Raw genomic sequence first — 22857 nt, forward strand, 5'->3', positions numbered from 1 at the left:
GATGTTCCTTGTTTTCAGCAGGTATTGCGCCGGCGCAGACTGTGCCCCCGGCGCCGTCCCACGTGGGACGTCATGCCTCCACGCCCGAGGATATCCGCGCCATCGAGAAAGTCGTCGCCGACTTCCAGGCGGCGCTGATCGCCAAGGATGTCAAGCTGCTGTCGTCGCTGCTGCTGCACACGAACATCCTGTTCGCCTCGCCGGCCGATGACGCTTTCATCCAGAAAATGCGCGACACGACGGACGTCCACTTCGACGGCGTCCCGGCGGCCGGCTACGTCGGTTTCGCCAACTACATCAAGCGCGAACCCCTGCGCACGGAAGAAAAATTCTACAACGTCAAGATCACCCAGGACCGCCATGTGGCGTGGGTCAACTTCGACTACGAATTCCTCGTCGGCGACAAACTGTCGAACTATGGCGTCGAAGCGTGGCAGATGGTCAAGCGCGACGGCCTATGGAAAATCCTCAGCGTCGTCTGGTCCATGCATGCCGCAGCCGAGGCGGCGAAATAGGGCAGGCGCCAGGGGCGTTCAGTACAGAGTTGCCTTCTCATAATTTTTTCGCATCGTCTATACTTTCAATGGGCGTGCCGCCATGCCTGGAAATCAGGCAGGCGTTCAAGTTTTTCCCTGTGCCGCGTAATAAAAAGCAGATAAGTGAGTCAGTATCCTGAGCAAGCGCGATTGCATGTATTCCAACCCTACGCCGGGCAGGGCCGTTGAGACAGGCTGCCCGGGGATGTCATTTTTGGAGCAAACATCGTGCCGATAAAGTACGTTGATACGTATGAGATAAATTACACGGCGGAACCCTTGCGCGGTTGCAAACTGTGGGGCGCCTATGTGTCTCTGTACACCCCATCGAGCAATCCCATGCATCGAAACAATATCGTCAAAAAGCACCGCGTGCTGGCCGACCATCCGTTCGCGACGGAAGCCGAAGCCGTCAGCGAGGCGGCCGAGGTGGCGTTGAAGCTGGTCGAGCGGCGCCAGCGCCGTTACGTCTTCCACCCCTGATGCCATTGCGCCGCATCTTCCAGCGCGCGCCAGGGCAGGATCTGCACGCGGCCCGAATGCACGGCTTCCAGTTTCACATGCGTAACCGGCTCACCCGGCGTGGCCGCCGCGCACACCTTGATGACGAGGAAATGCTTTTCCTTGTTGACCGGTGTCACGGCAGTCCATTTGCTGTTGAGTAATTTGTTTGGACGCAAGTTATTGCGATGTGGAAGGTGCATGGCGGGCCCCGGATTGGCGTGATGGCGATCTTGCCATTATCATGCAAGTTCCCGCCACGCACGAGGACCGCCATGAAACGCCAGTTGCACCTGCTCGTCATCGACCCGCAAAACGATTTTTGCGACCTGCCCGCCGAATGGCTGCCTGCCGGCGCCGCGCCTGCCCTGGCCGTGCCCGGCGCCCACGCCGACATGCTGCGCGTGGCCCAGCTGATACGTGAAGGGGGCAACGGCTTGACGCAGATCAGCGTGACCCTTGACGCCCACCACCGCTACGACATCGCCCACCCCGCTTTCTGGCGCACGGGCGACGGCGCCCCGGTCGCGCCATTTACGCAGATCTGCGCCCGGCAAGTGCGCGACCGCTTGTTCCTGCCCGCCGCCAGCGGCGCCTTGCCGCGCGCGCTGGCCTACCTCGATGCGCTGGAGCAAGCGGGGCGCTATCAATTGATGGTGTGGCCCGTGCATTGCGAGATTGGCAGCTGGGGCCAGAATATCCACGCCGCCGTGCGCGCCGCCTACAACGCCTGGGAAGTGGATCATTTGCAAGTGGTGGCCAAGCTGAGCAAGGGTTCCAATCCGTGGACCGAACATTACTCGGCCGTCATGGCGGAAGTGCCCGATGCGCAGGATGCGGCCACCCAGCTCAACCTGGATTTCCTCGCCACCCTGCTGCCGGCGCAGCAGATTTACGTCACCGGCGAAGCGGGCAGCCATTGCGTGAAAGCCAGCACCGAGCACATCGCCGATTACCTGGAAGGGCAGCAAGGCAAGCAGGCCCTGTCGCGCCTGGTCCTGCTGACGGATTGCATGAGCCCCGTCACGGGCTTTGCAACGCAGCAGCGCGACTTCCTTGCCGCCATGCACGAGCGCGGCGCGCGGCTGGCCACGTCGGCCGACGTCTTGCCCGAGTTGCTGGCCAACGCAGGCGATTGAGGCTGTCCTGCAAGCGGACCCTGCCGAAATGCCTGCGGTGGCGTACTATTCTGGCTTCAGGAAGTTGGAGAAAACACACATGACCCCGATAGTGCGCAGTTTGCTGGAAACCGATCTGTATAAATTTACAATGTGGCAAGCCTTGCTGCACGGTCATCCGAATACCCATACCGAATACGAATTTGTCTGCCGCAACGCCACCGCCTTTCCCCTGGCCGAACTGAAGGGCGAGCTGGAAGAACAGCTCGACCACCTGTGCTCGATGTCGTTTGCGGACGATGAGCTGGCTTATCTGCGCACCCTGCGCTTCATGAAGAGCGACTTCGTCGACTTTTTGACGGTGTTCCGCTTCCAGCGCAAGTTCATCGACGTCAGCACGAATGGCGACACCTTGCTCGTGCACGCGGCCGGGCCGCAGGTGCACGTGATGGGTTTCGAGATTTTCGTGCTGTACATCATCAATGAACTGTATTTCCGCCGTTTTGACCTGGACGCGGCCATGCGCGAAGGGCGCCACCGCCTGGGCTTGAAAGTGGAAGCCGTCAAGGAATTCGGCAAGTTGCCGCGGCGCAAGCATCCATTTGAATTTTCCGACTTCGGCGTGCGCCGGCGTTTTTCCGGCGCCTGGCACGACGAAGTAGTGCAGCGCCTGGCGCGCGAAGTGCCCGAGTATTTCAAGGGTACGTCGAATGTCTACCTGGCGAAAAAGCTCGGCATCGTGCCGATCGGCACCATGGCGCATGAATACATGCAGTCGTTCCAGTCGTTCGGCGTGCGTCTGCGCGATTTTCAAAAGGCGGCACTGGAAGACTGGGTGCAGGAATACCGGGGCGACCTGGGCATCGCCCTGACGGACGTGGTCGGCATGGATGCTTTCCTGGCCGACTTCGACCTGTATTTCGCCAAGCTGTTCGACGGCTTGCGCCACGATTCGGGCGACCCCGTCGAGTGGGGCGAGAAGGCGCTGGCCCACTACGCGGCCCTGCGTATCGACGCCAATACCAAGCGCCTCGTGTTTTCCGACGGCCTGGACCTGGACAAGGCCTTCGCCCTGTACCAGCACTTCGCCGACCGCATCATGACGGGCTTTGGCATCGGCACCAATCTCACCAACGATGTCGGCTTGACGCCGCTCAACATCGTCATGAAACTGGTGCGCTGCAATGGCCAGTCCGTGGCGAAGCTGTCCGATTCGCCGGGCAAGACCCTGTGCAAGGATGAGACCTTCCTCGCCTATTTGCGGCAAGTGTTTCACCACCCCGCCGTCCAGGCGCCTGTCTAGTGGGGTAGGTCGGATTAGCGGGGCCGCCGAGGCGGGGCAAAGCCGCGCGTAATCCGACAAAGCTGACAAGCCCGGCGGGCAGCCGGTGCGCCTGGGTGTTTGAAACCTCGCCTTAAAACCCCGTCACCACCGTATTCATATGCTCGACCTGCGGCGGTGCGGCAAAAAATTCACCGACCAGGCCGCGCCATGCCTGGAAGTCCTCGCTGCCGCGGAAATGCACGGTATGGTCTTCCAGGGTTGTCCAGCCCACGACCAGGCGGTAGGCGTCGCCGTTTTCGATCGAGCGCTCCAGGCGCATCGATTCGCAGCCGCGCGCGCGCTGGAACAGGGGGACGGCTTTCGTCACGGCCGCTTCGAAGGCTGCGTGCGTGGCCGATTTGATCTGGATGTGGGCAATTTCAAAAATCATGGCAAGTTCCGGTTTTGAAAGAAAGAATGCAGATCTTGCCACAGATTGTGCCCGCTTGCGGGCGGTAATGGGGCTGTTGCCGTTCAGCTGGCGCCGCTGTCCCTGTCCAGTGCTTGCTGCAAATAGGCTTCCAGCTGGGGCACGTTCATGCTGGCGACCTCCCTGGCCAGGGCATGGCTGAGCCGTTTTTCCACCTGGGCGTCCAGGCTTAGACGCAGCTGTCCCAGGAACTTGGGCGCGGCGACGAGGCACAGCTTGCTGTAGCGCCGTTGCTGCAAGCCCTGCTGCAACACTTGCGCGATCTGCCGGGCAAACTGTTCGTTCGCATGCTCGACTGGCGCCACCCTGGGCTCGGCCGTGTGCGCCTGCGTGCCCGCCTGCGTCCCGGCCCGCATGCCGCTGCCGAAGCGTCCGCTGGCATCGCTGTTCAGGGCGTTCTCCGTTTCGCGGCCCGCCGGATTGACAAAATCCTGCAGCTCGCCCAGCTGGTTTTGCTGTCCCAGCGCAAACAGCCGCGCCCGGCTGCTGTCGGCCACTACCACCCACGTGACGTCCATGCTCATTCTCCTTGCTGTGCGCCCGGCTAGCGCGACAGGGCCGCCACGCCGCCGTGCCTGTTCTGGCCGCAACGGGCCGTACGCTGTTCGATATCGCTGCCGCCGCACGCCTGCACGATGGCGTGTGCGCGCTCGTGTTCATCGGCATGGCGCGTGGCCACCACCAGGCGGACCATGCCGCGAAACGCCGCCTTGCCGTAGTTGCGCCGGTACAGATCGTTGTCGCCGCCGAACAGGGCATGGACGGCCCGTTCCAGCCAGCTGCTGAGGGTGTCGTAATTGCCGACCGTAAAATTGCCCTGCACGGGGCCAGCCTCGTCGTCGCCCGCGTCCAGCTGCACGGCGTGAGGAGGAAAGCCTTCGGCCAGCAGCCGGTTGCGGGCGCGCTCGGCATCGGGCAAGTGGTCGAAGATACGGATGAGGGTAATGTTGCCGCTGCTGCTGTCCATGGTCCGGCCTTTCAAGGAGGTGTACTTGATTTGACCGGCGAGGCTGTAAATAATTCTGTCTCAGCCTGTAAAATCCTCGATCAAGAGGCAAAAGTTTGATAAATATCCAGTATGGCTGCCAAGTCGCGCTAAGATACGCCTTGGGGAATCAATCTTTCATAGGAGAACCAAATGGCAGCGAAAAAAATTCTGTTTTTGACCGGCGATTTTGCAGAAGATTATGAAACGATGGTGCCGTTCCAGGCCCTGCTGATGCTCGGCCATACCGTGCATGCCGTCTGCCCCGGCAAGAAGAGCGGCGAGACGATCAAGACGGCCATCCACGATTTCGAGGGCGACCAGACCTACACGGAAAAGCCGGGCCATCTGTTCACCCTGAACGCCAGCTTCGACGACATCGATCCGGCCCACTATGACGCCGTGATGATCGCCGGCGGACGCGCCCCTGAATACCTGCGCCTGAACGAGAAAGTCATCGCCGCCGTGCGCCATTTCGCCGAAGCGGGCAAGCCCGTCGCGGCCGTCTGCCACGGCGCGCAGTTGCTGGCCGCCGCCGACGTCATCCGCGGCAAACGCATTTCCGCCTATCCCGCTTGCGCGCCGGAAGTGAAACTGGCGGGCGGCACGTATGCCGACATCGCCGTCACGGACGCCGTCACGGATGGCCAGTTCGTCACGGCACCCGCCTGGCCCGCGCATCCGGCCTGGCTGGCGCAATTCGTCAAGCTGCTCGGTACCGAAATTCATTTGTAACCTTCACCAGCCCGGCAGGCCGCAGCGCTTGCCGGGCGCATCACTTTTCAGATTCGAGTTCTTCATGCATGCGCCGCGCAGTCAACCTTCCCGCAAACAACTTCCAGCGTCGCGCTGGCGCCAGCGCCGCCTGGCGCAAGCCGCATCGGGCCTGAGCGCCGCGCAGGAACGCCAGCTGGCCACCCTGCACGAGATTTCCACCTTGCTGGCGGGACAGCACGCCATCGATGCATTGTGCCGCGGCTTCCTGCGCCACGTGATGGAGTTCGCGCAGGCCGAGGGCGGCACCGTGCGCATCCTCGATCCGCAGCAGGACACCGTGCACATCATCGTGCACGAGGGTATTTCCGACGCCATGGTGGAAGAGGAGCACTGCATCCGCAACAACGATTGCCTGTGCGGCGCGGCCGTCGCGCAAGGCGTGATCCAGATCCGCGATTTCCGCCAGGTCGATGCGCTGCAGCGTTATCGTTGCCAGGAAGAAGGGTTCATCGCCATCGCCGTCTTTCCCATCCTCGCGCGCGAGCAGGTGGTCGGCAGTTTTTCGCTGCACTTTGCGCGTCCGCAAGCCGCCCATGCGCAGCAGCAGGGCTGGCTGGAAACCCTGGGCCAGAGCCTGGGCATCGCCATTGAAAACCAGCGCCTGATCGCGCGCGAAAAGGAATTCGCCGTCGCGCGCGAACGCAGCCTGCTGGCCGAAGGCTTGCATGACAGCATCGCGCAAAGCCTGAACTTCATCAGCCTGCAAGTGCAGATGCTCGACGACTCCGTGCGCCGTGGCCAGCTCGACGAAGCGGCCGAAGTGCTGCCGCTGATGCGCATGGGCGTCGAGCAAAGCTACCAGGACGTGCGCGAACTGCTCGTCAATTTCCGTACGCGCTGGCATGGCAGCGACCTGGAAAGCAAGCTGTCGGAAGTGCTGGCCAAGTTCGAGCTGCAGACGGGCGTCGTCGGCTCGCTGGAAATGAGCGGCAACGGCGCGCCACTGGCGCCCGAGCAGCAGCTGCAGATCCTGTTCATCGTGCAGGAAGCGCTGTCGAATATCCGCAAGCACGCGCAGGCGAGCAACGTGGCGCTGCGCGTGGACAACGGGCGCGACTTTGCGCTGCAGGTGCGCGACGATGGCGAAGGCTTCGCCGCCAACCTGCGCGACAAGAAAACGGAATTGCAGATCGGCTTGCGTATCATGCAGGAAAGAGCCGAGCGGCTCGGTGCGCAATTTGCCATCGACAGCACGCCCGGCGGCGGCACGACGATCTCGCTGGCCTTGCCGGCGGCCCGGCGCCAGGCCGCGTAACAAATGAATCATCTTTATCAGGCAACAAACACGTGAACGTACCAATCAAAATCCTGCTGGTCGACGACCACACCTTGCTGCGCAGCGGCGTCAAGCTGCTGTTGCAGCGCAATCCTCAATTCCAGGTGGTGGGCGAGGCATCGAACGGGCTGGACGGCGTGCGCCTGGCGGCCGAGCTGCAGCCCGACGTGGTGCTGATGGACTTGAACATGCCCGGCGTGTCCGGCGTCGAGGCGCTGCAGCTGATCTTGCAGGACCTGCCGCAGATGGTGGTGCTGATGCTGACCGTGTCGGAAAACGCGGCCGACCTCGGTGCCGCCCTGCGCGCGGGCGCGCGCGGCTATTTGCTGAAAAATATCGAGGCCGAACAGCTGGGTCAGGCCATTTGCCGCGCGGCCGCCGGCGAATCCGTGATCGCCGACGCCATGACGGCCAAGCTCGTGTCGCAGTTCCGCGCGGGGCAGAACGCGCCCCAGGAAGACTACGACAAACTGACGCCGCGCGAACGCGAAGCGATGGCCTGCCTGGCGCAAGGACTGAGCAACAAGGAAATCGCGCGCCAGCTGGACGTGGCCGAAAGCACGGTGAAAATCCACGTGCAAAACATCCTGAAAAAGCTTAAGCTCAGCAGCCGCGTGCAGATCGCCGTCTACGCGGTCGAGCGCGAGTTGAGCAAATAAAGATCAAGCAAAGCGCAAATACACAACAAGGAATCCGCGATTGTTTGACCTGCATGGCGTTCCGGCCTAGACAACCCTAGTTCCTTTGACGTATGGCCTTGACCGTGCCGGCCCATTACACTCTTAGTCATTCGCTAATCTAATAAGAGAGTGTCATGCATAAGGTCAACGTCGATGGCTTGCTGTCGAGCCAGGCTCTGTTCCGCCATATTTCCCCTTCGCAATTAGAGCAATTGCGCCAGGATGTCGTGCGCGTCGAAGTGGAAAAAGGCAAAGTGCTGTTCCGCAAGGGCGAAGTGGCGGAAGGCGCCTACGTGGTGGTTTTCGGCCTCGTCAAGCTCAGCGTGTTTTCCATGGAAGGGACCGACAAGGTTCTGGAACTGATCCGCCCGGGCCAGAGCTTCGGCGAAGCCATGATTTTCCTCGATGAACCCTATCCATTCTGCGCCGAAGCGCTCGAACACTGTTTGTTGCTGCGCATCCCGCCACACGCGCTGCTGCGCCTGCTTGACCAGTCGCCCCGCATCGCGCGCCAGATGATGAACAGCCTGTCGCACCACCTGATGGGTTTCATCCGCAATGTGGAGCGCTGCTCCGTGCAGAACGCCACCCAGCGCGTGGTCGAGTATTTGCTGCAGGCGTCGGACCAGCAGCGCTCGAACGAAGTCAAGCTGGACCTGAAGAAAAGTTTATTGGCATCGTTCCTGAACCTGGCGCCCGCCACCCTGTCGCGCGTGCTGCACCAGCTGACGGACTTGCACCTGATTAAAGTCAGCGGTTCGCTGATCCAGATCCAGCCCGATGCCTTGAAAACGTATCGTCACGGTTCCGCCACCGCGGCCATGCTGAATTAAGCTTTTTCAGCAGGCAAGGTCAGCCGCCAGAACAGCAGGGCGAGCAAGCTGACCGCCGCGCCCAGCGCGCACACCCCATGCCAGCCCGCCAGCGCATACACGCTGGTGGCGGCAATCGCTCCGAGTCCGCTTCCCACCGCATAAAACAGCATGTAGCACGCCACCAGGCGGCTGTGTGCGTCGCTGTCATCCTTGAAGATCAGGCTCTGGTTCGTCACGTGGATGGCCTGGCCCGCCAGGTCCAGCGCGATGATGCCGACGATTAACGGCCACAGGGCCGCGCCCGCAAAGCCGAGCGGCAGCCACGCGGCCAGCAGCAGCAGCAGGGCCGCGCCCGTCGTCCATTGCGCGCGTCCCTGGTCCGCCATGGCGCCCGCGCGTGCCGCGCCCAGCGCGCCGATCACGCCCACGAGGCCAAACGCGCCGATGGCCGCATGGCTATAGCCTTGCGCCGTCAGGGGCAGCACGAGGGCGCTCCAGAAAATATTGAAGACGGCAAACATCAGCAGGGCCAGCATGCCCCGCACGCGCAAGACCTTGTTGTGCAGCAGCATGTCCAGCATCGAGGCGAGCAGGGCGCCATACGCGAGCTTTTTGCTGGACAGCGCCGGCGGCGGCAGCATGCGCCACAGCAGCAGCAACAGGGCGCCAGCGATGGCCGCCGAAACAAAATACACGGCGCGCCAGTCGGCCACATCGGCTACCACGCCGGACAGGGTGCGCGCCAGCAGCAAGCCGATCACCACGCCGCCCTGCGCGATGCCGACGACTCTTCCCCGCTCATGGCTGGCCGCCGCGCTGGCCGCGTAAGCGATCAAGCCCTGCGTCATGGCCGTGCCCAGCAAGCCGACCATCAGCATGCCGCCCAGCAAGGCGGCCGTGGAACGGGCGCAGCCCAAGGCCACCAGGGTAATGGCCAGCATGGCCAGCTGGAACAGGGTCAGCCGGCGCCGGTTCAGCATGTCGCCCAAGGGCACGAGCAGCAGCAGGGCCAGCGCGCAGCCGATCTGCGTGGCCGTGATGACCATGCCGCTGGCGGCCTCCGTCATGCCGAACTCGTGCGCCAGGGTGGCGAGCAAGGGCTGGGCGTAATACACATTGGCCACGCTGAGGCCGGCCGCCGTGGCAAACAGCCAGACGAGGGTGGCGGGAAGTGCTGTCGTGATGGGAGTCGTTGTATCGCGCATGGGAGGTCAATTAAGTAGTTTCAAATTAAAACCAGTTGGAGTCTACGCCGAGAAGTTTTAAAATGCAACCACTCAATCCTGGAGAATGCCCGTGGCCAAGCGCAAGAGCCTGAAAACCGACCCCTGTCCCGTGGCGCGCGCGCTCGACGTGATTGGCGAGCGCTGGTCGCTGCTGATCGTGCGCGACGCCTTCGACGGCATGCGCCGGTTCGGCGAATTCCAGAAAAGCCTGGGCGTGGCGAAGAACATCCTGGCCGACCGCCTGCACACCCTGGTGGAAGAGGGCATCTTCACGGTTGCGCCCGCCTCGGACGGCACGGCTTACCAGGAATACGTGCTGACGCCCAAGGGGCTGGCGCTGTTTCCCGTCGTCGTCGGCTTGCGCCAGTGGAGCGAGGCGCAATTGTTCGAAGCGGGCGAGGCGCATTCGACCTTGCTGCAGCGTGGCTCAGGCTTGCCCGTGCGCCGCATGGACGTGCTGGCGCCCGATGGGCGCGTGTTGCAGGCTGGCGACACGGTCGTGCACAAGGTGTCGGCACAATGAAGCGCGTGGCCGTGCTGGGCGGTGGCATCACGGGCGTGACGACGGCGTATGCGCTGGCCAAGCGGGGCGTAAACGTGACCCTGATCGAGCGCCACCGCTACGCCGCCATGGAAACGTCGTATGCGAATGGCGGACAATTGTCGGCCTCGCACGCGGAAGTGTGGAATCACAAGGCAACGATTTTGAACGCCCTGAAATGGATGGCGCGGCGCGATGCGCCCTTGCTGCTTCATCCCTGGCCCAGCTGGCACAAGCTGAGCTGGTTTGCGGAATTCCTCGCCGCCATGCCTGGTTATGAGCGCAACACCATCGCCACGGCGCGCATGGCGATCGCCGCGCGCGCGCATCTGTTTGCGTGGGCCGAAGCGGAAAACATCGACTTCGATCACCGCCGCGCCGGCATCCTGCACGTCTACCGGGAGCGTGCAGGCTTCGAGCGGGCGGCCGGCGTGTCGCGTCTGCTGGCGCAGGGCGGCTTGCAGCGGCGCGCCGTCACGCCGCAGGAAATGCGCGCCATCGAACCGGCCCTGGCAGGCGACTTTTACGGCGGCTACTACACGGACAGCGATTCCACGGGCGACATCCACAAATTCACGAACGGCCTGGCCGACGCCTGCGCCCGCCTGGGCGTGGCCTGCCGCTATGGCGAGGAAGTCACGGCGCTGGCGCGCGAACACGGCAAGGTGCGCGTCGCCATGAGGGAGGACAGCAGCCTGTTCGACGCCGTCGTCATCTGCGCGGGCACGGCCAGCCGCGCCATGGCGGCCAGCCTGGGCGACCATGTGAACGTGTATCCCGTGAAAGGCTATTCGATTACCGTGCAGCTCGATGATGCCGCCAGCCGCGCGGCCGCGCCACAGGTCAGCCTGCTCGACGACGCGACCAAGCTGGTCAGCAGCCGCCTGGGCGAAGACCGGCTCCGGGTGGCGGGCACGGCGGAATTCAACGGCGTCAATTACGACATCCGCGCCGACCGCATCCGCCCGCTGTTGCAGTGGGTGCAGCAGTGCTTTCCCGGCGTGAACACGCGCAAGGTGATCCCGTGGGCGGGCTTGCGCCCCATGCTGCCCGACATGCTGCCCAAAGTGGGGCCGGGCAAGGCGCCGGGCGTGTACTACAACACGGGCCACGGCCACTTGGGCTGGACCCTGGCGGCCGCCACGGCGGAGATGGTGGCGACGATGATTGGTGCTGGCTAGTTCTTCGGCAGCAAATCGCTGAGCGCGGCACGGCCCTTGACGGTGAGGAAGGGGCCGACCTTGTTGTAGGGCAGTAAAAAGTCGTTTTCGCAGCCGCTGCCGTTCGGATCTTCCCAGAACGATACGCCTTCCGGTTTCAATGACAGGTGGAAGCGGCCGCGGCCGTCGTAATCCGTGCCCTTGCATTCGGCGTCGATTTTCACGCCCTTGAACAGGGCCTGGCGCAGGCGGTCCGGCAATGCGGCCTTGTCGTCGCCATCGCTGGCGCTGGCGCCAAACCAGTTCCATACGTCCGTTTCCTGGCCCGTTTTCACGTCCCAGGTGCGGAACTTGATGGAGATGCCGCTGGCGCCATAGCCGGCCGCCCAGCGGTAGAACTTGACCGTCACCCAGCGCGGCGACCAGTAGGTGGGATCCGCATACACTTCGTCTTCCGTCGTGAAACCGTTGCGGCCCAGGTATTCGCGGCGCGTGGCATAGAAGTCTTCCAGGTCCTTCTTGTTTTTCGCCAGCACGGTGCGTAGCTGCGCATTGATTTTCGCCACGCCGTCGCCGGGCGCCATCAGTTCCACGGTGATGGTGTCGCCCACTTGCAGATTGCGGTATTGCTTGCCTTCGAAGGTGACGGGTTTGCTTACCTTGGTGGCGGGAAAATCTTCCAGCGCCAGGTTGTAGGCGTCGCTGGCGCACGATGGATGTTCGCGGTCGCCCGCCGCTTCCAGCAGGGTCAAGGCCAGGGGCAGGGTCTTGCCGCTTTTCGGGGCCGTCCAGGTGCCGACGAGTTTTCCGCCTTGCTGCGCGTTCAGCGACCACGTCCCCGTCGTATTGCCCTTGGCGTCGAGTTCCTGCCACAGGGCCTTGCCGTTCGGCTTGGCCAGCATGATCGGCGTCTTGTAGCGCGCGTAGTAATAGCTGCCGCTGCGGTCAGACCCTTGCGTGGTGCTGGGCTGGTTGAAGCAGGCCACGATATTGGCCTTGCCCACGGTGCCCTGCCACACACCTTGCACGGGCGGCTCGGCGGCCATGGCGGCATTCAGGGCGGGCAGGGTCAGGCAAGCAAACAGAAAGCGGCGCATCGGTTAATCCTCTCGTGGGCGAAGGCCGATTCTACATGGCCGCGCCCACGAGATGCCACACCTGAAGCTATGCGCCGGGACGCTCCTGCGCCACGACAGCCATCGCCGCGCCCAGGTATTGCAGCATGGCCGCGTCGACGAAGCTGCCTTCCATCAGACGCGGTTCCTGCTGGTGCGCCTGGCGGAATTTCAGCTGCGTGGCCGGGTCCGTGCCCGCGTAGGAGCGGAACAGTTCCAGCCACTGCCGCGCCAGTTGCAGCACGGCCGGATCGGTGGGCGGCGTGCGCGCATCGATGGCGGCGCGCACGGCGGCGATCAGGGCCGGCCACTCGCCCGAACGCTTGCCGTAGTTGGCCACCAGATGCGCGTATTCCTGCTCATCGAGGAAAGGTTTGTACAGCGCCATGCGCGAGGCGTTGAAGGCGGCGAGGATGAACTGCATCAGGTCCGCATCGATGCTGGTCGTCGCCTGCATCGATGGTTCCTGCGCATGCATGTCGTTCAGGCGCGCGAACAGGCCAGGGTGGGCCCCCGTGTCGCGCACCAGCTTGACCATCCATTCCGTGGCCAGCGCCTGCGCTGGCGCATCGCCGGGGCCCGCGCCCGCGTCCTTGGCGGCGCGCACTCTCATTACCAGCGCTTTCCATTCCTGTTCCACGGCCGCATCGGACAGCAGCGGCAGTTGTTGCAGTTCTTCGTGACTAAAGTATTTGTCGTACATGGTCATCAACTCCATAGTGGTGAGCCACTCGGCCAGTTCCGGCGCCTGCCCCTGCGTCAGCTGCGTTTGCAGGGTGCGCAGGCGTTCGCGCAAGGTGGACGCCTGCGCGATCTGGCGCTCCAGCATGGCGATCTGCCGCGCCACGATGGAGGAGAGCGGCAGGTCCGGGCCGGCGAGGGCGTTGGCGATATCGGCCAGCGACAGTCCGAACTTGCGCAGCGCCATGATCCGGTGCAGCCGGTCCATGTCGCCGTGCTGGTACAGGCGGTAGCCAGCTTGCGTGCGCGCCGAAGGCGAGAGCAGGCCGATGCTGTCGTAGTGGTGCAGGGTGCGGATGGTCAGGCCCGTAAGCCTGGCCAGTTCCCCGATTTTCAACAGCATCGTCTTCTCCTTGTCTTCAGTGCGTGTCGCCACGATCGCGCCTGACGTAAGGTCAGGGTCAAGCAGGAATGTAGCAGAGGAGCCGAAAAAACCGTAAAAAGAATCCGTTGACCTTCATTTTTTTGTACGGTATATTTATAAAACCGAACGACGACTGCAGCATGAGCGGCGCGTTCGAGCCACATGGAATAACGAAAAAAACGTTGTGCGGCGCAGCAAGACGCGCCGTAGGCAGGGCTGGAAAGATAATCCGCGCAGACGGATTTTTTTCACAGTTGGTTTGTACGTTAAATATAATATGCCACCGGCAAGACCCGGGCGGCGAGAGAGACGACCATGATGAAAAGTATCGTTTGCGATACGCCCGGCAGTTTGCGCATGGAGCAGCGCGCCGTGCCCGTGCCCGCCGAGGGCGAAGTGCTGCTGCGCATACGCCGCGTCGGCATCTGCGGCACCGACATGCATATCTTCCGCGGCACCCAGCCTTTCCTCAGCTATCCGCGCGTGATGGGCCATGAACTGTCCGGCCATATCCACAGCGCGCCAGCCGGCTCGCGCCTGGCCGCGGGCGACCAGGTTTACGTGATGCCCTACCTGTCGTGCGGTACTTGCGTGGCCTGCCGCCAGGGCAAGACCAATTGCTGCACCCGCATCGAAGTGCTGGGCGTGCACCGCGACGGCGGCATGACGGAATACCTGGCGCTGCCCGAGCGCTTCGTCTTCAAGACGGAAGGCATTTCGCTCGACGACGCGGCCATGATTGAATTCCTGGCCATCGGCGCGCATGCCGTCAAGCGCGGCGCGGTCGATGCCGGCAAGCGCGTGCTGGTGGTGGGCGCCGGCCCGATCGGCATGGCCGTGATGCTGTTCGCGTCCTTGAAAGGCGCCGACGTGACGGTGCTCGACGGCCGCGCCGACCGTTTGCAGTTCTGCCGCGACGCGCTCGGTATCACCCGCACGGTGCAGCTGGGCGACGGCGACAAGGAGCAGCTGTCGGACGCCACCGGCGGCGAATTCTTCGACGTGGTGTTTGACGCCACCGGCAATATCGCCGCCATGGAGCGGGGCCTGGACTTTGTCGCCCACGGCGGCTCCTATGTACTGGTGTCCATCGTGCGCGACCGCCTGTCCTTTTCCGACCCTGAATTCCACAAGCGCGAAACGACCCTGCTGGGCAGCCGCAACGCCACCGTCGACGATTTCGAGGAAGTGGTGGCGGCCATGAAGGCGGGCAAAGTCCCCACCGCGCTGCTCAATACCCACCGCACCACGCTCGACGAATTTACGGGCGTGCTCGATCGCTGGATGCAGCCAGAAGCTGGCGTCATCAAGGCCATCGTCGAGGTCTGAGATGAGCGATCTCAACCCCATCCTGCAGTTTGGCACCAGCCGCTTCCTGCAGGCGCACGCCGACCTGTTCGTCAGCGAAGCGGCCAAGACAGGCGAGGCGCTGGGCCATATCACCATCGTGCAGACGACCGGCAGCGCGCAGGGCGCGGCGCGGGTGGCGGCGTTTCGCCAGGCCGGCGGCTACCCCGTGCGCATCCGCGGCTGGCACGACGGCGCCCAAGTCGACGAGGTGCGCCGCGCCGACGCCGTCACGCAGGCGTGGCAGGCCGGCAGCGACTGGCGGCAGGTGCGCGATGCGGCCGTGGCCGCGCGCGTGATCGTCTCGAACACGGGCGACACGGGCTACCAGCTCGATGACGCCGACCACGCCGGCATGCTCGATGGCGCGACCGTTCCCGCCAGCTTTCCCGCCAAGCTGCTGGTGCTGCTGCACGGCCGCTTCCTGGCCGGCGCCGCGCCCATCTCGATTTTTCCGTGCGAACTGGTGGCCGACAACGGTCATGTACTGCGCCAGGTGGCCGTGACCCTGGCGCGGCAGTGGCGCTGCGATGCCGTGTTCATCGCCTACCTGCAAACGGGCTGCCTGTGGATCAATTCCCTCGTCGACCGCATCGTTTCCGAAGCGATCGAACCGATAGGCGCGGTGGCCGAACCCTATGCGCTGTGGGCCATCGAGGCGCAGGAAGGCATGCTGCTGCCGTGCCGCCATCCGCAACTGGTGGTGACGGGCAATCTGCGCGAGTATGAACAGCGCAAGCTGTTCCTGCTTAACCTGGGTCACACCTATCTGGCGCAGCTGTGGATGGAACGGGGCAGCCCGGCCGGCATGACGGTGCGCGAGGCGATGGACGATGGCGCCATGCGCGCCGCGCTGGAAGCCCTGTGGCACGAGGAAGTGCTGCCCGTGTTTGCGGCCATGGGCACGCGGCACGGCGACGCGGCGCTGGCCTATGTGGCGCAGGTCAGGGAACGCTTCGGCAATCCCTTCCTCGCGCACCGCCTGGCCGACATCGCGCAGCACCACGCTGGCAAGATTGAGCGGCGCATGGCGCCCGTGGCGGCGCTGGCGCGGCAGCTGTGTCCCGCCCTGGCGCAGCCTCGCCTGCGCGCCATGCTGGCGCCGGGAGCGCAGCCATGAACGCCCCCGTCACCGCTGTTGTTTCTTTTCTGGCATGCCGATCCAATCCGATATCGACTAAAATGGCCCACTCATCCACTTTCCCTTTCGCTGGCATAGCGCGTTCATTCATCCATGTCCAAACCCGCCACCGTCTTCAAGCGCAGTACCAACCTGCTGTTGCAATTTCTCGCCGAGAATGTCGCAGTGGGCGAGATGCTGCCGACGGAGCAGTTCCTGACCACGATCTGCCAGGGCAGCCGCACGGCCATCCGCAGCGCGATCGCGTATCTGTCGACGCGGCGTCTGATCGCCAGCCCGGCGGACCGGCGTTTGCTGCGCAAACCCATACCGGGCGACTACTTCGATATCTCCGAATTGCAGTCGGGGGCGGAGCGCATCCAGCAGGTGCTGATGGAGCGCGTGTACCAGCGCGACATGCCACCGGGCGCGGAGTTTTCGGAGGCGGAGCTGGCGCGCGAGGCGGGCGCCAGTACCGTCAGCGTGCGCGAATTCCTGATCGGTTTTTCGCGCTTCGGCCTGATCGAAAAGAAGCCGCGCGGCGGCTGGCGCCTGTGCGCGTTCGACCGCTCGTTTGCCACCGAACTGGCGGACATGCGGCGCATGTTCGAGATGGCGGCCGTGGAGCAGTTTGCGCACCTGCCGCATGGCGATCCGGCGTATGCGGAACTGGCGCGGCTGATCAAGCAGCACGAGAAGCTGGCGGCCAGGATAGACACACGCCACAATGCGTTTCCGGCGCTGGACCGCGAGTTCCACACCTTCCTGATCGGCCTCTTGAACAACCGCTTCGCGCAGGGCTTCTACGATATCGTCTCGTTCGTGTTTCACTATCACTACCAGTGGGACAAGGGCGAGGAAAAGGGCCGCAACCAGTACGCGGTGCAGGAGCATCTGGCGATCCTGCGCGCGCTGGCCGAGCACGACGTGCCGAAGGCGCTCGAGGCCATGCGCTCGCACCTCGATTCATCGCGCAGCACCATGCTGTCGTCGATCGGCACGCGGGAAAAACTGAGCCAGCCGGGCGCCTAGCCGTTTTTGCCGGGGAGGGTGCGCCATGAGCCTCGCTTCCCGGCCTAGCAGCCTGCTCCTGATGTCGCCCGAGGATAACTGCCTGATCGCCAGGACAGCCCTGGCCTGCGGCGAGGTCGTCGCCATCGACGGCCTGCCCGTCACCCTGGTGCAAAACATCCACATCGGCCACAAGGTGGCGCGCCGCGCGCTGGCCGTGGGCGACAAGGTGCTGCGCTACGGCGCCCTGATCGGCAGCATCACGGCCCCCGTCGCCATCGGCGAACATATCCATACGCACAACCTGGCAAGCGATTACATCCCCACGTTTACCCTGGGCCAGGACGGCCACCATTTCCTGGACAAGGACGACCAAGCATGAACGCTCCAACGACGACACCCGCCCTGTCGGGCTACCTGCGCGCCGATGGCCGCAAGGGCATCCGCAATATCGTGGTGGTGGCCTATATGGTCGAATGCGCGCACCACGTGGCGCGCCTGATGGTCAACGCCTTTCCCGGCCAGCCCGTGCACCTGATCGGCTTTACGGGCTGCTTCCCCAACGAATACGCGGACCAGGTGATGCGCCGTTTGCTCACGCACCCGAACGTGGGGGCCGTGCTGCTGGTGTCCCTGGGCTGCGAAGGCTTCAACAAGTACGGCCTCTCCAGCGCCGTGACCGACAGCGACCGCCCCGTGCACACGATCACGATCCAGGAAAACAGCGGCACGCGCCCCAGCGTGAGCAGCGGCGTCGAGTGGATCGGCTGGGCGCTGGAACACCTGGCGCGGCAGGAGCGCGTGCCGATGGGCATCGATGAGCTGGTCGTCGCCACCATCTGCGGCGGCTCCGACAGCACCAGCGGCATCAGCGCCAACCCGGCCGTCGGCGTGGCGTTCGACACCCTGATCGCGGCCGGCAGCCCCTGCATCTTCGAAGAGACGGGCGAGCTGGTGGGCTGCGAATACCACATGCAGCGGCGCGCCATCAGTCCGGACCTGGGCAATGCCATCGTCGAAACCGTGGCCAAGGCCGCCCGCTACTACACCATCATGGGCCATGGCAGCTTCTCGCCGGGGAACGCCGATGGCGGCCTGACCACGCAGGAAGAAAAGTCGCTGGGCGCCTACGCCAAGAGCGGTTCCTCGCCCATCGTCGGCATTCTGAAACCGGGCGACCAGCCGGCCGGCGGCGGCCTGTACCTGCTCGACGTGGTGCCGGACGGCGAGCCGCGCTTCGGTTTCCCGAACGTGTCGGACAACGCGGAAATCGTCGAACTCATTTCCTGCGGCGCCCACATCACCTTGTTTACCACGGGCCGCGGATCGGTGGTCGGTTCGGCGATCTCGCCCGTCATCAAGGTGTGCGCCAATCCGCAAACCTTCGAGCGCCTGGCCGACGACATGGATATCAACGCGGGCAAGATCCTCACGGGCGAAGCCAGCCTGGAAGAAGTGGGCGCGGAGATCGTCGCCGCCGTGCTGAACGTCGCCAATGGAGAACTGAGCCGCTCGGAAGACCTGGGCCACCAGGAATTCGTGCTCACCTATAAACAATTCGACGCGGTGGGGCCAGGCTGCTTCCCATTGCGCGCCGCGTGAGGGCCGCATTCATGGACGTCACACAATTGCGTACCCTGCCACGCGGCGGCCTGTCGCTGCCCTGCATCGGCATGGGCTGCGCGCCGGTAGGCGGCTTGTACCAGCCCGTCAGCGACGCGCAGGCGCGCGCCACCTTGGATGGCGCCTGGGACGCGGGCGTGCGCTTCTTCGACACGGCGCCATTCTACGGCTATACCCAGTCCGAACGCCGTCTCGGTGCGGCGCTGCGCGAGCGGCCCCGCCATGAATTTGTGATCAGCACCAAGGTGGGACGGCTGATGCGGCCCGACGCCTCCGTGCGTCCCGGCGACGACGGCTTTGCCGCGCCGCTGCCGTTCCGTCCCCATTACGACTACACGTATGACGGCGTGCTGCGGTCGCACGAGGACAGCCTGCAGCGCTTGGGGCTCGACCGCATCGACATTCTGTTCGTGCACGATATCGGCAAGGCCACGCATGGCGAACACGATCAGCACTACTGGCGCCAGCTGACGGCCGGTGGCGGTTTTCGCGCCCTCGATGAACTGCGCGCCAGCGGCCAGGTGAAGGCCGTGGGCCTCGGTGTCAACGAATGCGAGATCGTGCTGCGCGCGATGGTGGAATTCGACCTCGATTGCACCTTGCTGGCCGGCCGCTACACCTTGCTGGAACAGGCCTCGCTGTCGCCATTGCTGGACGCCTGCGTCGAACGCGGCAACGCCATCGTGATCGGCGGCCCGTTCAACTCGGGCGTGCTGGCCGGGAACGGCAAATTCAATTACGCCGATGCGCCGGCCGCCATACTCAAGCGCGTGGCGCGCCTGGACGCCGTCTGCCGTGAATTCGGCGTGCCGCTGCAGGCGGCGGCACTGCAGTTTCCGCTCGCCCATCCGGCCGTCGCTTCCTGCATCCCGGGCGGCCAGGACCTGGCGCAGCTGCGGCAAAACCTGGATTGGTTCGCCACGCCGCTGCCCGACGCCCTGTGGCTGGCGCTGCGGGACGCGGACTTGCTCGATGCGCGCGCGCCGCTGCCTGCGGGAGTGGCCGCATGATGCGCATCGACGCCCACCAGCATTTCTGGCAACTGGCCGCGCGTGCCGGCAGCTGGCCGCCGCCATCCTTGGCCGCCATCCACCGCGATTTTGCGCCCGCCGACCTGGCGCCCTTGCTGGCCGCGCACGGCATCGACGGTACGGTGCTGGTGCAGTCGCTGCCGTCGTCTGCCGATACCGATTACCTGCTGGCGCTCTCCGAACAAAGCAGCTTTATCCGCGCCGTCGTGGGCTGGACGGAGCTGCTGGCTTTCGATGCGCCGGCCACCATCGCCCGTCTGGCGTCGCAGCCCAAGCTCAAGGGCTTGCGGCCCATGCTGCAGGATATCGATGACGATCAGTGGATCGCCAATCCCGCGCTGGCGCCGGCCCTGGCTGCCATGGTGGAACACGGCTTGCGGCTGGACGCACTGGTGCTGCCGCGCCACTTGCCCGCGCTGCTGCATTGCGCGCGCGCTTATCCGCAACTGGCCATCGTGATCGACCATGCGGCCAAGCCGCCGATCGCCGATGCCGGCTTCGGCGCGTGGCGCGAAGACATGGCGCTGCTGGCCGCGCTCCCGAACGTGCACTGCAAGCTGTCCGGGCTGGTGACGGAGGCGCGGCCCGGCTGGACCGTGGACGACCTGCGCCCTTATGCCGCGCATGTGCTGGACGTGTTTGGCCCCCGGCGCGTGATATGGGGCAGCGACTGGCCTGTGGTCGACCTGGCCGGCGGCTATGCGGCGTGGCTGGCCGCCAGCGAGGCGCTGCTGGCGCACCTGGGACAAGAGGGCAGGGACGATATTTTCGGACGCAATGCGTGCCGGTTTTATGGTTTTGAATGAGGTGGCGGGCGTGTCGGCTTACGCCGTTCCGGCTAAGCCGACCTACGGTCATCGTCAACGGTATTGGCAGGTTGGCGTTAGCCAGCAAAAAGGAGTCGCAATGCAAAGAATGGGCATGGTCATCGGCATCGCGCCGGAGCGCATCGCTGAATACAAAAACCTGCACGCCGCCGTCTGGCCGCAGGTGCTGGCCAGACTGGCTGCCGCGCACGTCCGCAATTATTCGATCTTCCTGCGCGAGCCGGAAAACCTGCTGTTCGGCTACTGGGAATACCACGGCGAGGATTTTGCAGCCGACATGGCGGCCGTTGCCGCCGATCCGGAAACGCAGCGCTGGTGGACCTTTTGCGCGCCGTGCCAGGAGCCGCTGGCCTCGCGCGCCGAGGGCGAGCACTGGGCGATGATGGAGCAGGTTTTTCATATGACGTAGACTCCAAAAAAGGCCGGGGTCGGACCCTCAGGGTCCGACCCCGGAATTGCCAGGTGTTGGGTTAACAAATAAAAGGAGACAACATGACCGCCAGACTACAAGGCAAAATCGCCCTGCTCACCGCCGCCGGCCAGGGCATCGGCCGGGCCACGGCCGAAGCGTTCGTGCGCGAAGGCGCCACCGTGATCGCCACCGATATCAACCAGGCCCAGCTCGACGCGTTGAAGGAAGCGACGGGTTGCGCCATCCGCCGGCTCGACGTGACCGATGGCGCGGCCATCACCGCGCTGGCCGACGAGATCGGCCCCGTCGATATCCTGTTCAATTGCGCCGGCTTTGTCGACGGCGGCACCATCCTCGACTGCGACGATGCGGCCTGGGACCGTTCCTTCGATATCAACGCGCGCTCCATGTACCGCTTGATGCGCGCCGTGCTGCCCGGCATGGTGGCCAGGGGCGGCGGCTCCATCGTCAACATGTCGTCCGTGGCGTCGAGCGTGAAGGGCGCGCCGAACCGCTTTATCTACGGCACCTCGAAGGCGGCCGTGGTGGGCATGACCAAGTCGGTAGCGGCGGACTTCGTCACGCGCGGCATCCGCTGCAATGCGATCTGTCCCGGCACCATCGAGTCGCCTTCGCTGAAGGAACGCATTGCCGCCCAGGCGGCAGCGACGGGTGTGAGCATCGATGAAGTGCAAGCCGCCTTCGTGGCACGCCAGCCAATGGGCAGAGTGGGCAGGGCAGAGGAAATCGCCGCGCTGGCCGTCTACCTGGCCTCCGATGAATCCGCTTTCACGACCGGCATGACTCACGTCATCGACGGTGGCTGGTCTAACTAAGGACACCCGACCAAACCTACTGCGCGTCGCGATATGCGGCTTGCGATGCTCACTGTGCATTCGTACAGCTGCGCTTCTCGGCCACATCTCCCTTCCGCTCGCTACGGTTTTGTCGGGTGTCGTGAAAGTGCGGGCCTGATTGCTACCGAACTTTTTATGTTGTTTGATATTTACTTGAAAGTTTAATCATGAAACTGATGCGTTATGGCGCCAAGGGCGCTGAAAAACCTGCACTGATCGATGCCGACGGCGCCGTGCGCGACCTGTCCGGCGTGCTGACCGATATCACGGGCGCGACCCTGGGCAAGGATGGTTTGGCGACCCTGGCCGCCCTCGATATCGCCAGCCTGCCGGTGGTGGCCAACCCTGGCCGCATCGCGCCGCCGTGGAAGGGCGTGGGCAAGTTTTTGTGCGTGGGCCTGAACTATGCCGACCATGCGGCCGAATCGGGCATGGCCGTGCCGGCAGAACCGGTGCTGTTCATGAAAGCGACCAGCGCCATCATCGGCGCCAACGATGCCGTGGTGATGCCGCGGGATTCGAAGAAAAGCGACTGGGAAGTGGAACTGGGCGTGGTGATCGGCACCACCGCGCGCTATGTGAGCGAAGCCGATGCGCTGTCGCACGTGGCCGGCTACTGCGTGGTGAACGATTTGTCCGAACGCGAATACCAGCTTGAACGCGGCGGCCAGTGGGACAAGGGCAAGGGCTGCGATACCTTCGGCCCGATCGGCCCCTGGCTGGTCACAAGCGACGAAGTGGCGGACCCGCAAAACCTGGGCCTGTGGCTGGAAGTGAATGGCAAGCGCGTCCAGGATGGCAATACCAGAACCATGGTCTTCGGCGTGGCCAATCTGGTCAGCTACATCAGCCGCTTCATGACCTTGTACCCGGGCGACATCATCAGCACCGGCACGCCGCCGGGCGTGGGCATGGGACAGAAGCCGGCGGCCGTGTACCTGAAGCCGGGCGACACCATGCGCCTGGGGATCAGCGGACTTGGTGAACAGAGCCAGACCGTACATGCGTGGAATCCGGAACTGATCGACGGTTAATACAGT

The 22857-nt window shown here is 64.1% G+C and carries 27 protein-coding genes; 20 read left to right on the forward strand and 7 right to left on the reverse strand.

Annotation, left to right across the window (positions count from 1 at the left end; all coding sequences use genetic code 11):
- Positions 1–62: 62 nt before the first annotated feature.
- Together CLU90_RS24720 and CLU90_RS29990 are read left to right on the forward strand one after the other, a co-directional pair.
- A complete protein-coding gene (locus CLU90_RS24720; protein ID WP_139178317.1) occupies positions 63–515 on the forward strand; it encodes a hypothetical protein in 453 nt (150 codons plus the stop codon).
- Between the two features lie 360 nt (positions 516–875).
- A complete protein-coding gene (locus tag CLU90_RS29990) occupies positions 876–1019 on the forward strand; it encodes a hypothetical protein (protein ID WP_232731324.1) in 144 nt (47 codons plus the stop codon).
- Here CLU90_RS29990 and CLU90_RS24730 read toward each other — a convergent pair.
- Positions 1001–1240, reverse strand: a complete 240-nt coding sequence (locus CLU90_RS24730; protein WP_092714869.1) for a TIGR02450 family Trp-rich protein — start codon at positions 1238–1240, stop codon at positions 1001–1003. The two genes, CLU90_RS29990 and CLU90_RS24730, sit on opposite strands and share 19 nt — an antisense overlap.
- A 72-nt stretch (positions 1241–1312) precedes the next feature.
- On the opposite strand from CLU90_RS24730, the gene CLU90_RS24735 reads away from it, so the two are divergent.
- On the forward strand, positions 1313–2176 hold the full coding sequence (locus CLU90_RS24735; protein WP_092714871.1) for a cysteine hydrolase: 864 nt from the start codon (positions 1313–1315) through the stop codon (positions 2174–2176).
- Between the two features lie 79 nt (positions 2177–2255).
- Positions 2256–3458, forward strand: a complete 1203-nt coding sequence (pncB, locus tag CLU90_RS24740; protein WP_092714873.1) for a nicotinate phosphoribosyltransferase — start codon at positions 2256–2258, stop codon at positions 3456–3458.
- Between the two features lie 112 nt (positions 3459–3570).
- Here pncB and CLU90_RS24745 read toward each other — a convergent pair whose 3' ends face one another.
- From CLU90_RS24745 to CLU90_RS24755, 3 genes are all read right to left on the reverse strand, one after another.
- Entirely contained in the window at positions 3571–3870 is a 300-nt protein-coding gene (locus tag CLU90_RS24745) for an antibiotic biosynthesis monooxygenase family protein (protein ID WP_092714875.1), read from the reverse strand.
- Between the two features lie 83 nt (positions 3871–3953).
- Positions 3954–4427 (reverse strand): host attachment protein, encoded by a 474-nt coding sequence (locus CLU90_RS24750; protein ID WP_157808892.1) that lies wholly within the window; start codon positions 4425–4427, stop codon positions 3954–3956.
- Positions 4428–4453: 26 nt separating this feature from the next.
- The gene (locus tag CLU90_RS24755; RefSeq protein WP_092714880.1) at positions 4454–4876 is read right to left on the reverse strand and encodes a hypothetical protein; all 423 of its coding nucleotides are present in this window, start codon (positions 4874–4876) and stop codon (positions 4454–4456) included.
- 171 nt (positions 4877–5047) lie between these two features.
- Here CLU90_RS24755 and CLU90_RS24760 point away from each other — a divergent pair, with 171 nt between their 5' ends.
- The 4 genes from CLU90_RS24760 to CLU90_RS24775 all read left to right on the forward strand — a co-directional run bounded on the left by CLU90_RS24760 (position 5048) and on the right by CLU90_RS24775 (position 8460).
- On the forward strand, positions 5048–5629 hold the full coding sequence (locus CLU90_RS24760; RefSeq protein ID WP_092714882.1) for a DJ-1/PfpI family protein: 582 nt from the start codon (positions 5048–5050) through the stop codon (positions 5627–5629).
- Positions 5630–5693: 64 nt separating this feature from the next.
- Positions 5694–6926, forward strand: a complete 1233-nt coding sequence (locus CLU90_RS24765) for a GAF domain-containing sensor histidine kinase (RefSeq protein WP_092714884.1) — start codon at positions 5694–5696, stop codon at positions 6924–6926.
- 32 nt (positions 6927–6958) lie between these two features.
- On the forward strand, positions 6959–7606 hold the full coding sequence (locus CLU90_RS24770) for a response regulator (RefSeq protein ID WP_092714886.1): 648 nt from the start codon (positions 6959–6961) through the stop codon (positions 7604–7606).
- A 155-nt stretch (positions 7607–7761) separates the two neighbouring features.
- A complete protein-coding gene (locus CLU90_RS24775; RefSeq protein ID WP_046685278.1) occupies positions 7762–8460 on the forward strand; it encodes a Crp/Fnr family transcriptional regulator in 699 nt (232 codons plus the stop codon).
- Here the strand turns inward: CLU90_RS24775 and CLU90_RS24780 are convergent.
- Positions 8457–9647 carry an MFS transporter gene (locus tag CLU90_RS24780; RefSeq protein ID WP_092714888.1) on the reverse strand — a complete coding sequence of 397 codons (1191 nt, stop codon included), beginning with the start codon at positions 9645–9647 and terminating at the stop codon, positions 8457–8459. The genes CLU90_RS24775 and CLU90_RS24780 overlap by 4 nt on opposite strands.
- Positions 9648–9738: 91 nt before the next feature.
- Here CLU90_RS24780 and CLU90_RS24785 point away from each other — a divergent pair, with 91 nt between their 5' ends.
- Positions 9739–10191, forward strand: coding sequence for a winged helix-turn-helix transcriptional regulator (locus tag CLU90_RS24785; RefSeq protein WP_092715288.1), 453 nt, complete (start codon positions 9739–9741; stop codon positions 10189–10191).
- Complete coding sequence (locus CLU90_RS24790) at positions 10188–11390, forward strand: D-amino acid dehydrogenase (RefSeq protein ID WP_092714890.1); 1203 nt, start codon at positions 10188–10190, stop codon at positions 11388–11390. Before CLU90_RS24785 ends, CLU90_RS24790 begins: the two co-directional genes overlap by 4 nt.
- On the opposite strand, the gene CLU90_RS24795 is transcribed toward CLU90_RS24790, so the two are convergent.
- Both CLU90_RS24795 and CLU90_RS24800 read right to left on the reverse strand, forming a co-directional pair.
- Positions 11387–12466, reverse strand: coding sequence for a hypothetical protein (locus CLU90_RS24795; protein WP_092714892.1), 1080 nt, complete (start codon positions 12464–12466; stop codon positions 11387–11389). The two genes, CLU90_RS24790 and CLU90_RS24795, sit on opposite strands and share 4 nt — an antisense overlap.
- Before the next feature lie 67 nt (positions 12467–12533).
- Positions 12534–13568 (reverse strand): MerR family transcriptional regulator, encoded by a 1035-nt coding sequence (locus tag CLU90_RS24800; RefSeq protein WP_092714894.1) that lies wholly within the window; start codon positions 13566–13568, stop codon positions 12534–12536.
- A gap of 339 nt (positions 13569–13907) precedes the next feature.
- Between CLU90_RS24800 and CLU90_RS24805 the strand changes: the two genes are divergently transcribed.
- The 10 genes from CLU90_RS24805 (at position 13908) to CLU90_RS24850 (ending at position 22851) form a co-directional block, all read left to right on the forward strand.
- Entirely contained in the window at positions 13908–14918 is a 1011-nt protein-coding gene (locus tag CLU90_RS24805) for a zinc-binding alcohol dehydrogenase family protein (protein WP_092715291.1), read from the forward strand.
- 1 nt (position 14919) lies between these two features.
- Positions 14920–16056, forward strand: a complete 1137-nt coding sequence (locus CLU90_RS24810; protein WP_092714897.1) for a D-mannonate oxidoreductase — start codon at positions 14920–14922, stop codon at positions 16054–16056.
- A gap of 114 nt (positions 16057–16170) precedes the next feature.
- A complete protein-coding gene (locus CLU90_RS24815) occupies positions 16171–17088 on the forward strand; it encodes a GntR family transcriptional regulator (RefSeq protein ID WP_092714899.1) in 918 nt (305 codons plus the stop codon).
- A gap of 25 nt (positions 17089–17113) precedes the next feature.
- Complete coding sequence (locus CLU90_RS24820; protein ID WP_092714901.1) at positions 17114–17449, forward strand: UxaA family hydrolase; 336 nt, start codon at positions 17114–17116, stop codon at positions 17447–17449.
- Positions 17446–18669, forward strand: coding sequence for a UxaA family hydrolase (locus CLU90_RS24825; protein WP_092714903.1), 1224 nt, complete (start codon positions 17446–17448; stop codon positions 18667–18669). The genes CLU90_RS24820 and CLU90_RS24825 overlap by 4 nt, the downstream gene beginning before the upstream one ends.
- Positions 18670–18680: 11 nt before the next feature.
- Positions 18681–19700, forward strand: a complete 1020-nt coding sequence (locus tag CLU90_RS24830) for an aldo/keto reductase (RefSeq protein ID WP_092714905.1) — start codon at positions 18681–18683, stop codon at positions 19698–19700.
- Positions 19697–20527: an amidohydrolase family protein gene (locus tag CLU90_RS24835; protein WP_198511260.1), complete on the forward strand. Its 831-nt coding sequence runs from the start codon at positions 19697–19699 to the stop codon at positions 20525–20527. Before CLU90_RS24830 ends, CLU90_RS24835 begins: the two co-directional genes overlap by 4 nt.
- Positions 20528–20627: 100 nt before the next feature.
- On the forward strand, positions 20628–20957 hold the full coding sequence (locus CLU90_RS24840; RefSeq protein WP_100429077.1) for an L-rhamnose mutarotase: 330 nt from the start codon (positions 20628–20630) through the stop codon (positions 20955–20957).
- Between the two features lie 83 nt (positions 20958–21040).
- Positions 21041–21796 (forward strand): SDR family oxidoreductase, encoded by a 756-nt coding sequence (locus tag CLU90_RS24845; protein WP_100429078.1) that lies wholly within the window; start codon positions 21041–21043, stop codon positions 21794–21796.
- 188 nt (positions 21797–21984) lie between these two features.
- Positions 21985–22851: a fumarylacetoacetate hydrolase family protein gene (locus tag CLU90_RS24850; RefSeq protein ID WP_092714912.1), complete on the forward strand. Its 867-nt coding sequence runs from the start codon at positions 21985–21987 to the stop codon at positions 22849–22851.
- The last annotated feature ends 6 nt before the right edge of the window (positions 22852–22857 follow it).

This window comes from Janthinobacterium sp. 67, from assembly GCF_002797895.1.
GTDB lineage: Bacteria > Pseudomonadota > Gammaproteobacteria > Burkholderiales > Burkholderiaceae_D > Janthinobacterium.

What these genes read in the sequence shown, in the direction of transcription:
- CLU90_RS29990 (WP_232731324.1), top strand. Translation starts at nt 876, where the DNA reads ATGCATCGAAACAATATCGTCAAAAAGCACCGCGTGCTGGCCGACCAT.
- CLU90_RS24730 (WP_092714869.1), bottom strand. Translation starts at nt 1,240, where the DNA reads ATGCACCTTCCACATCGCAATAACTTGCGTCCAAACAAATTACTCAAC.
- CLU90_RS24735 (WP_092714871.1), top strand. Translation starts at nt 1,313, where the DNA reads ATGAAACGCCAGTTGCACCTGCTCGTCATCGACCCGCAAAACGATTTT.
- pncB (WP_092714873.1), top strand. Translation starts at nt 2,256, where the DNA reads ATGACCCCGATAGTGCGCAGTTTGCTGGAAACCGATCTGTATAAATTT.
- CLU90_RS24745 (WP_092714875.1), bottom strand. Translation starts at nt 3,870, where the DNA reads ATGATTTTTGAAATTGCCCACATCCAGATCAAATCGGCCACGCACGCA.
- CLU90_RS24750 (WP_157808892.1), bottom strand. Translation starts at nt 4,427, where the DNA reads ATGGACGTCACGTGGGTGGTAGTGGCCGACAGCAGCCGGGCGCGGCTG.
- CLU90_RS24755 (WP_092714880.1), bottom strand. Translation starts at nt 4,876, where the DNA reads ATGGACAGCAGCAGCGGCAACATTACCCTCATCCGTATCTTCGACCAC.
- CLU90_RS24760 (WP_092714882.1), top strand. Translation starts at nt 5,048, where the DNA reads ATGGCAGCGAAAAAAATTCTGTTTTTGACCGGCGATTTTGCAGAAGAT.
- CLU90_RS24765 (WP_092714884.1), top strand. Translation starts at nt 5,694, where the DNA reads ATGCATGCGCCGCGCAGTCAACCTTCCCGCAAACAACTTCCAGCGTCG.
- CLU90_RS24775 (WP_046685278.1), top strand. Translation starts at nt 7,762, where the DNA reads ATGCATAAGGTCAACGTCGATGGCTTGCTGTCGAGCCAGGCTCTGTTC.
- CLU90_RS24780 (WP_092714888.1), bottom strand. Translation starts at nt 9,647, where the DNA reads ATGCGCGATACAACGACTCCCATCACGACAGCACTTCCCGCCACCCTC.
- CLU90_RS24790 (WP_092714890.1), top strand. Translation starts at nt 10,188, where the DNA reads ATGAAGCGCGTGGCCGTGCTGGGCGGTGGCATCACGGGCGTGACGACG.
- CLU90_RS24795 (WP_092714892.1), bottom strand. Translation starts at nt 12,466, where the DNA reads ATGCGCCGCTTTCTGTTTGCTTGCCTGACCCTGCCCGCCCTGAATGCC.
- CLU90_RS24800 (WP_092714894.1), bottom strand. Translation starts at nt 13,568, where the DNA reads ATGCTGTTGAAAATCGGGGAACTGGCCAGGCTTACGGGCCTGACCATC.
- CLU90_RS24805 (WP_092715291.1), top strand. Translation starts at nt 13,908, where the DNA reads ATGAAAAGTATCGTTTGCGATACGCCCGGCAGTTTGCGCATGGAGCAG.
- CLU90_RS24810 (WP_092714897.1), top strand. Translation starts at nt 14,920, where the DNA reads ATGAGCGATCTCAACCCCATCCTGCAGTTTGGCACCAGCCGCTTCCTG.
- CLU90_RS24815 (WP_092714899.1), top strand. Translation starts at nt 16,171, where the DNA reads ATGTCCAAACCCGCCACCGTCTTCAAGCGCAGTACCAACCTGCTGTTG.
- CLU90_RS24820 (WP_092714901.1), top strand. Translation starts at nt 17,114, where the DNA reads ATGAGCCTCGCTTCCCGGCCTAGCAGCCTGCTCCTGATGTCGCCCGAG.
- CLU90_RS24825 (WP_092714903.1), top strand. Translation starts at nt 17,446, where the DNA reads ATGAACGCTCCAACGACGACACCCGCCCTGTCGGGCTACCTGCGCGCC.
- CLU90_RS24830 (WP_092714905.1), top strand. Translation starts at nt 18,681, where the DNA reads ATGGACGTCACACAATTGCGTACCCTGCCACGCGGCGGCCTGTCGCTG.
- CLU90_RS24835 (WP_198511260.1), top strand. Translation starts at nt 19,697, where the DNA reads ATGATGCGCATCGACGCCCACCAGCATTTCTGGCAACTGGCCGCGCGT.
- CLU90_RS24840 (WP_100429077.1), top strand. Translation starts at nt 20,628, where the DNA reads ATGCAAAGAATGGGCATGGTCATCGGCATCGCGCCGGAGCGCATCGCT.
- CLU90_RS24845 (WP_100429078.1), top strand. Translation starts at nt 21,041, where the DNA reads ATGACCGCCAGACTACAAGGCAAAATCGCCCTGCTCACCGCCGCCGGC.
- CLU90_RS24850 (WP_092714912.1), top strand. Translation starts at nt 21,985, where the DNA reads ATGAAACTGATGCGTTATGGCGCCAAGGGCGCTGAAAAACCTGCACTG.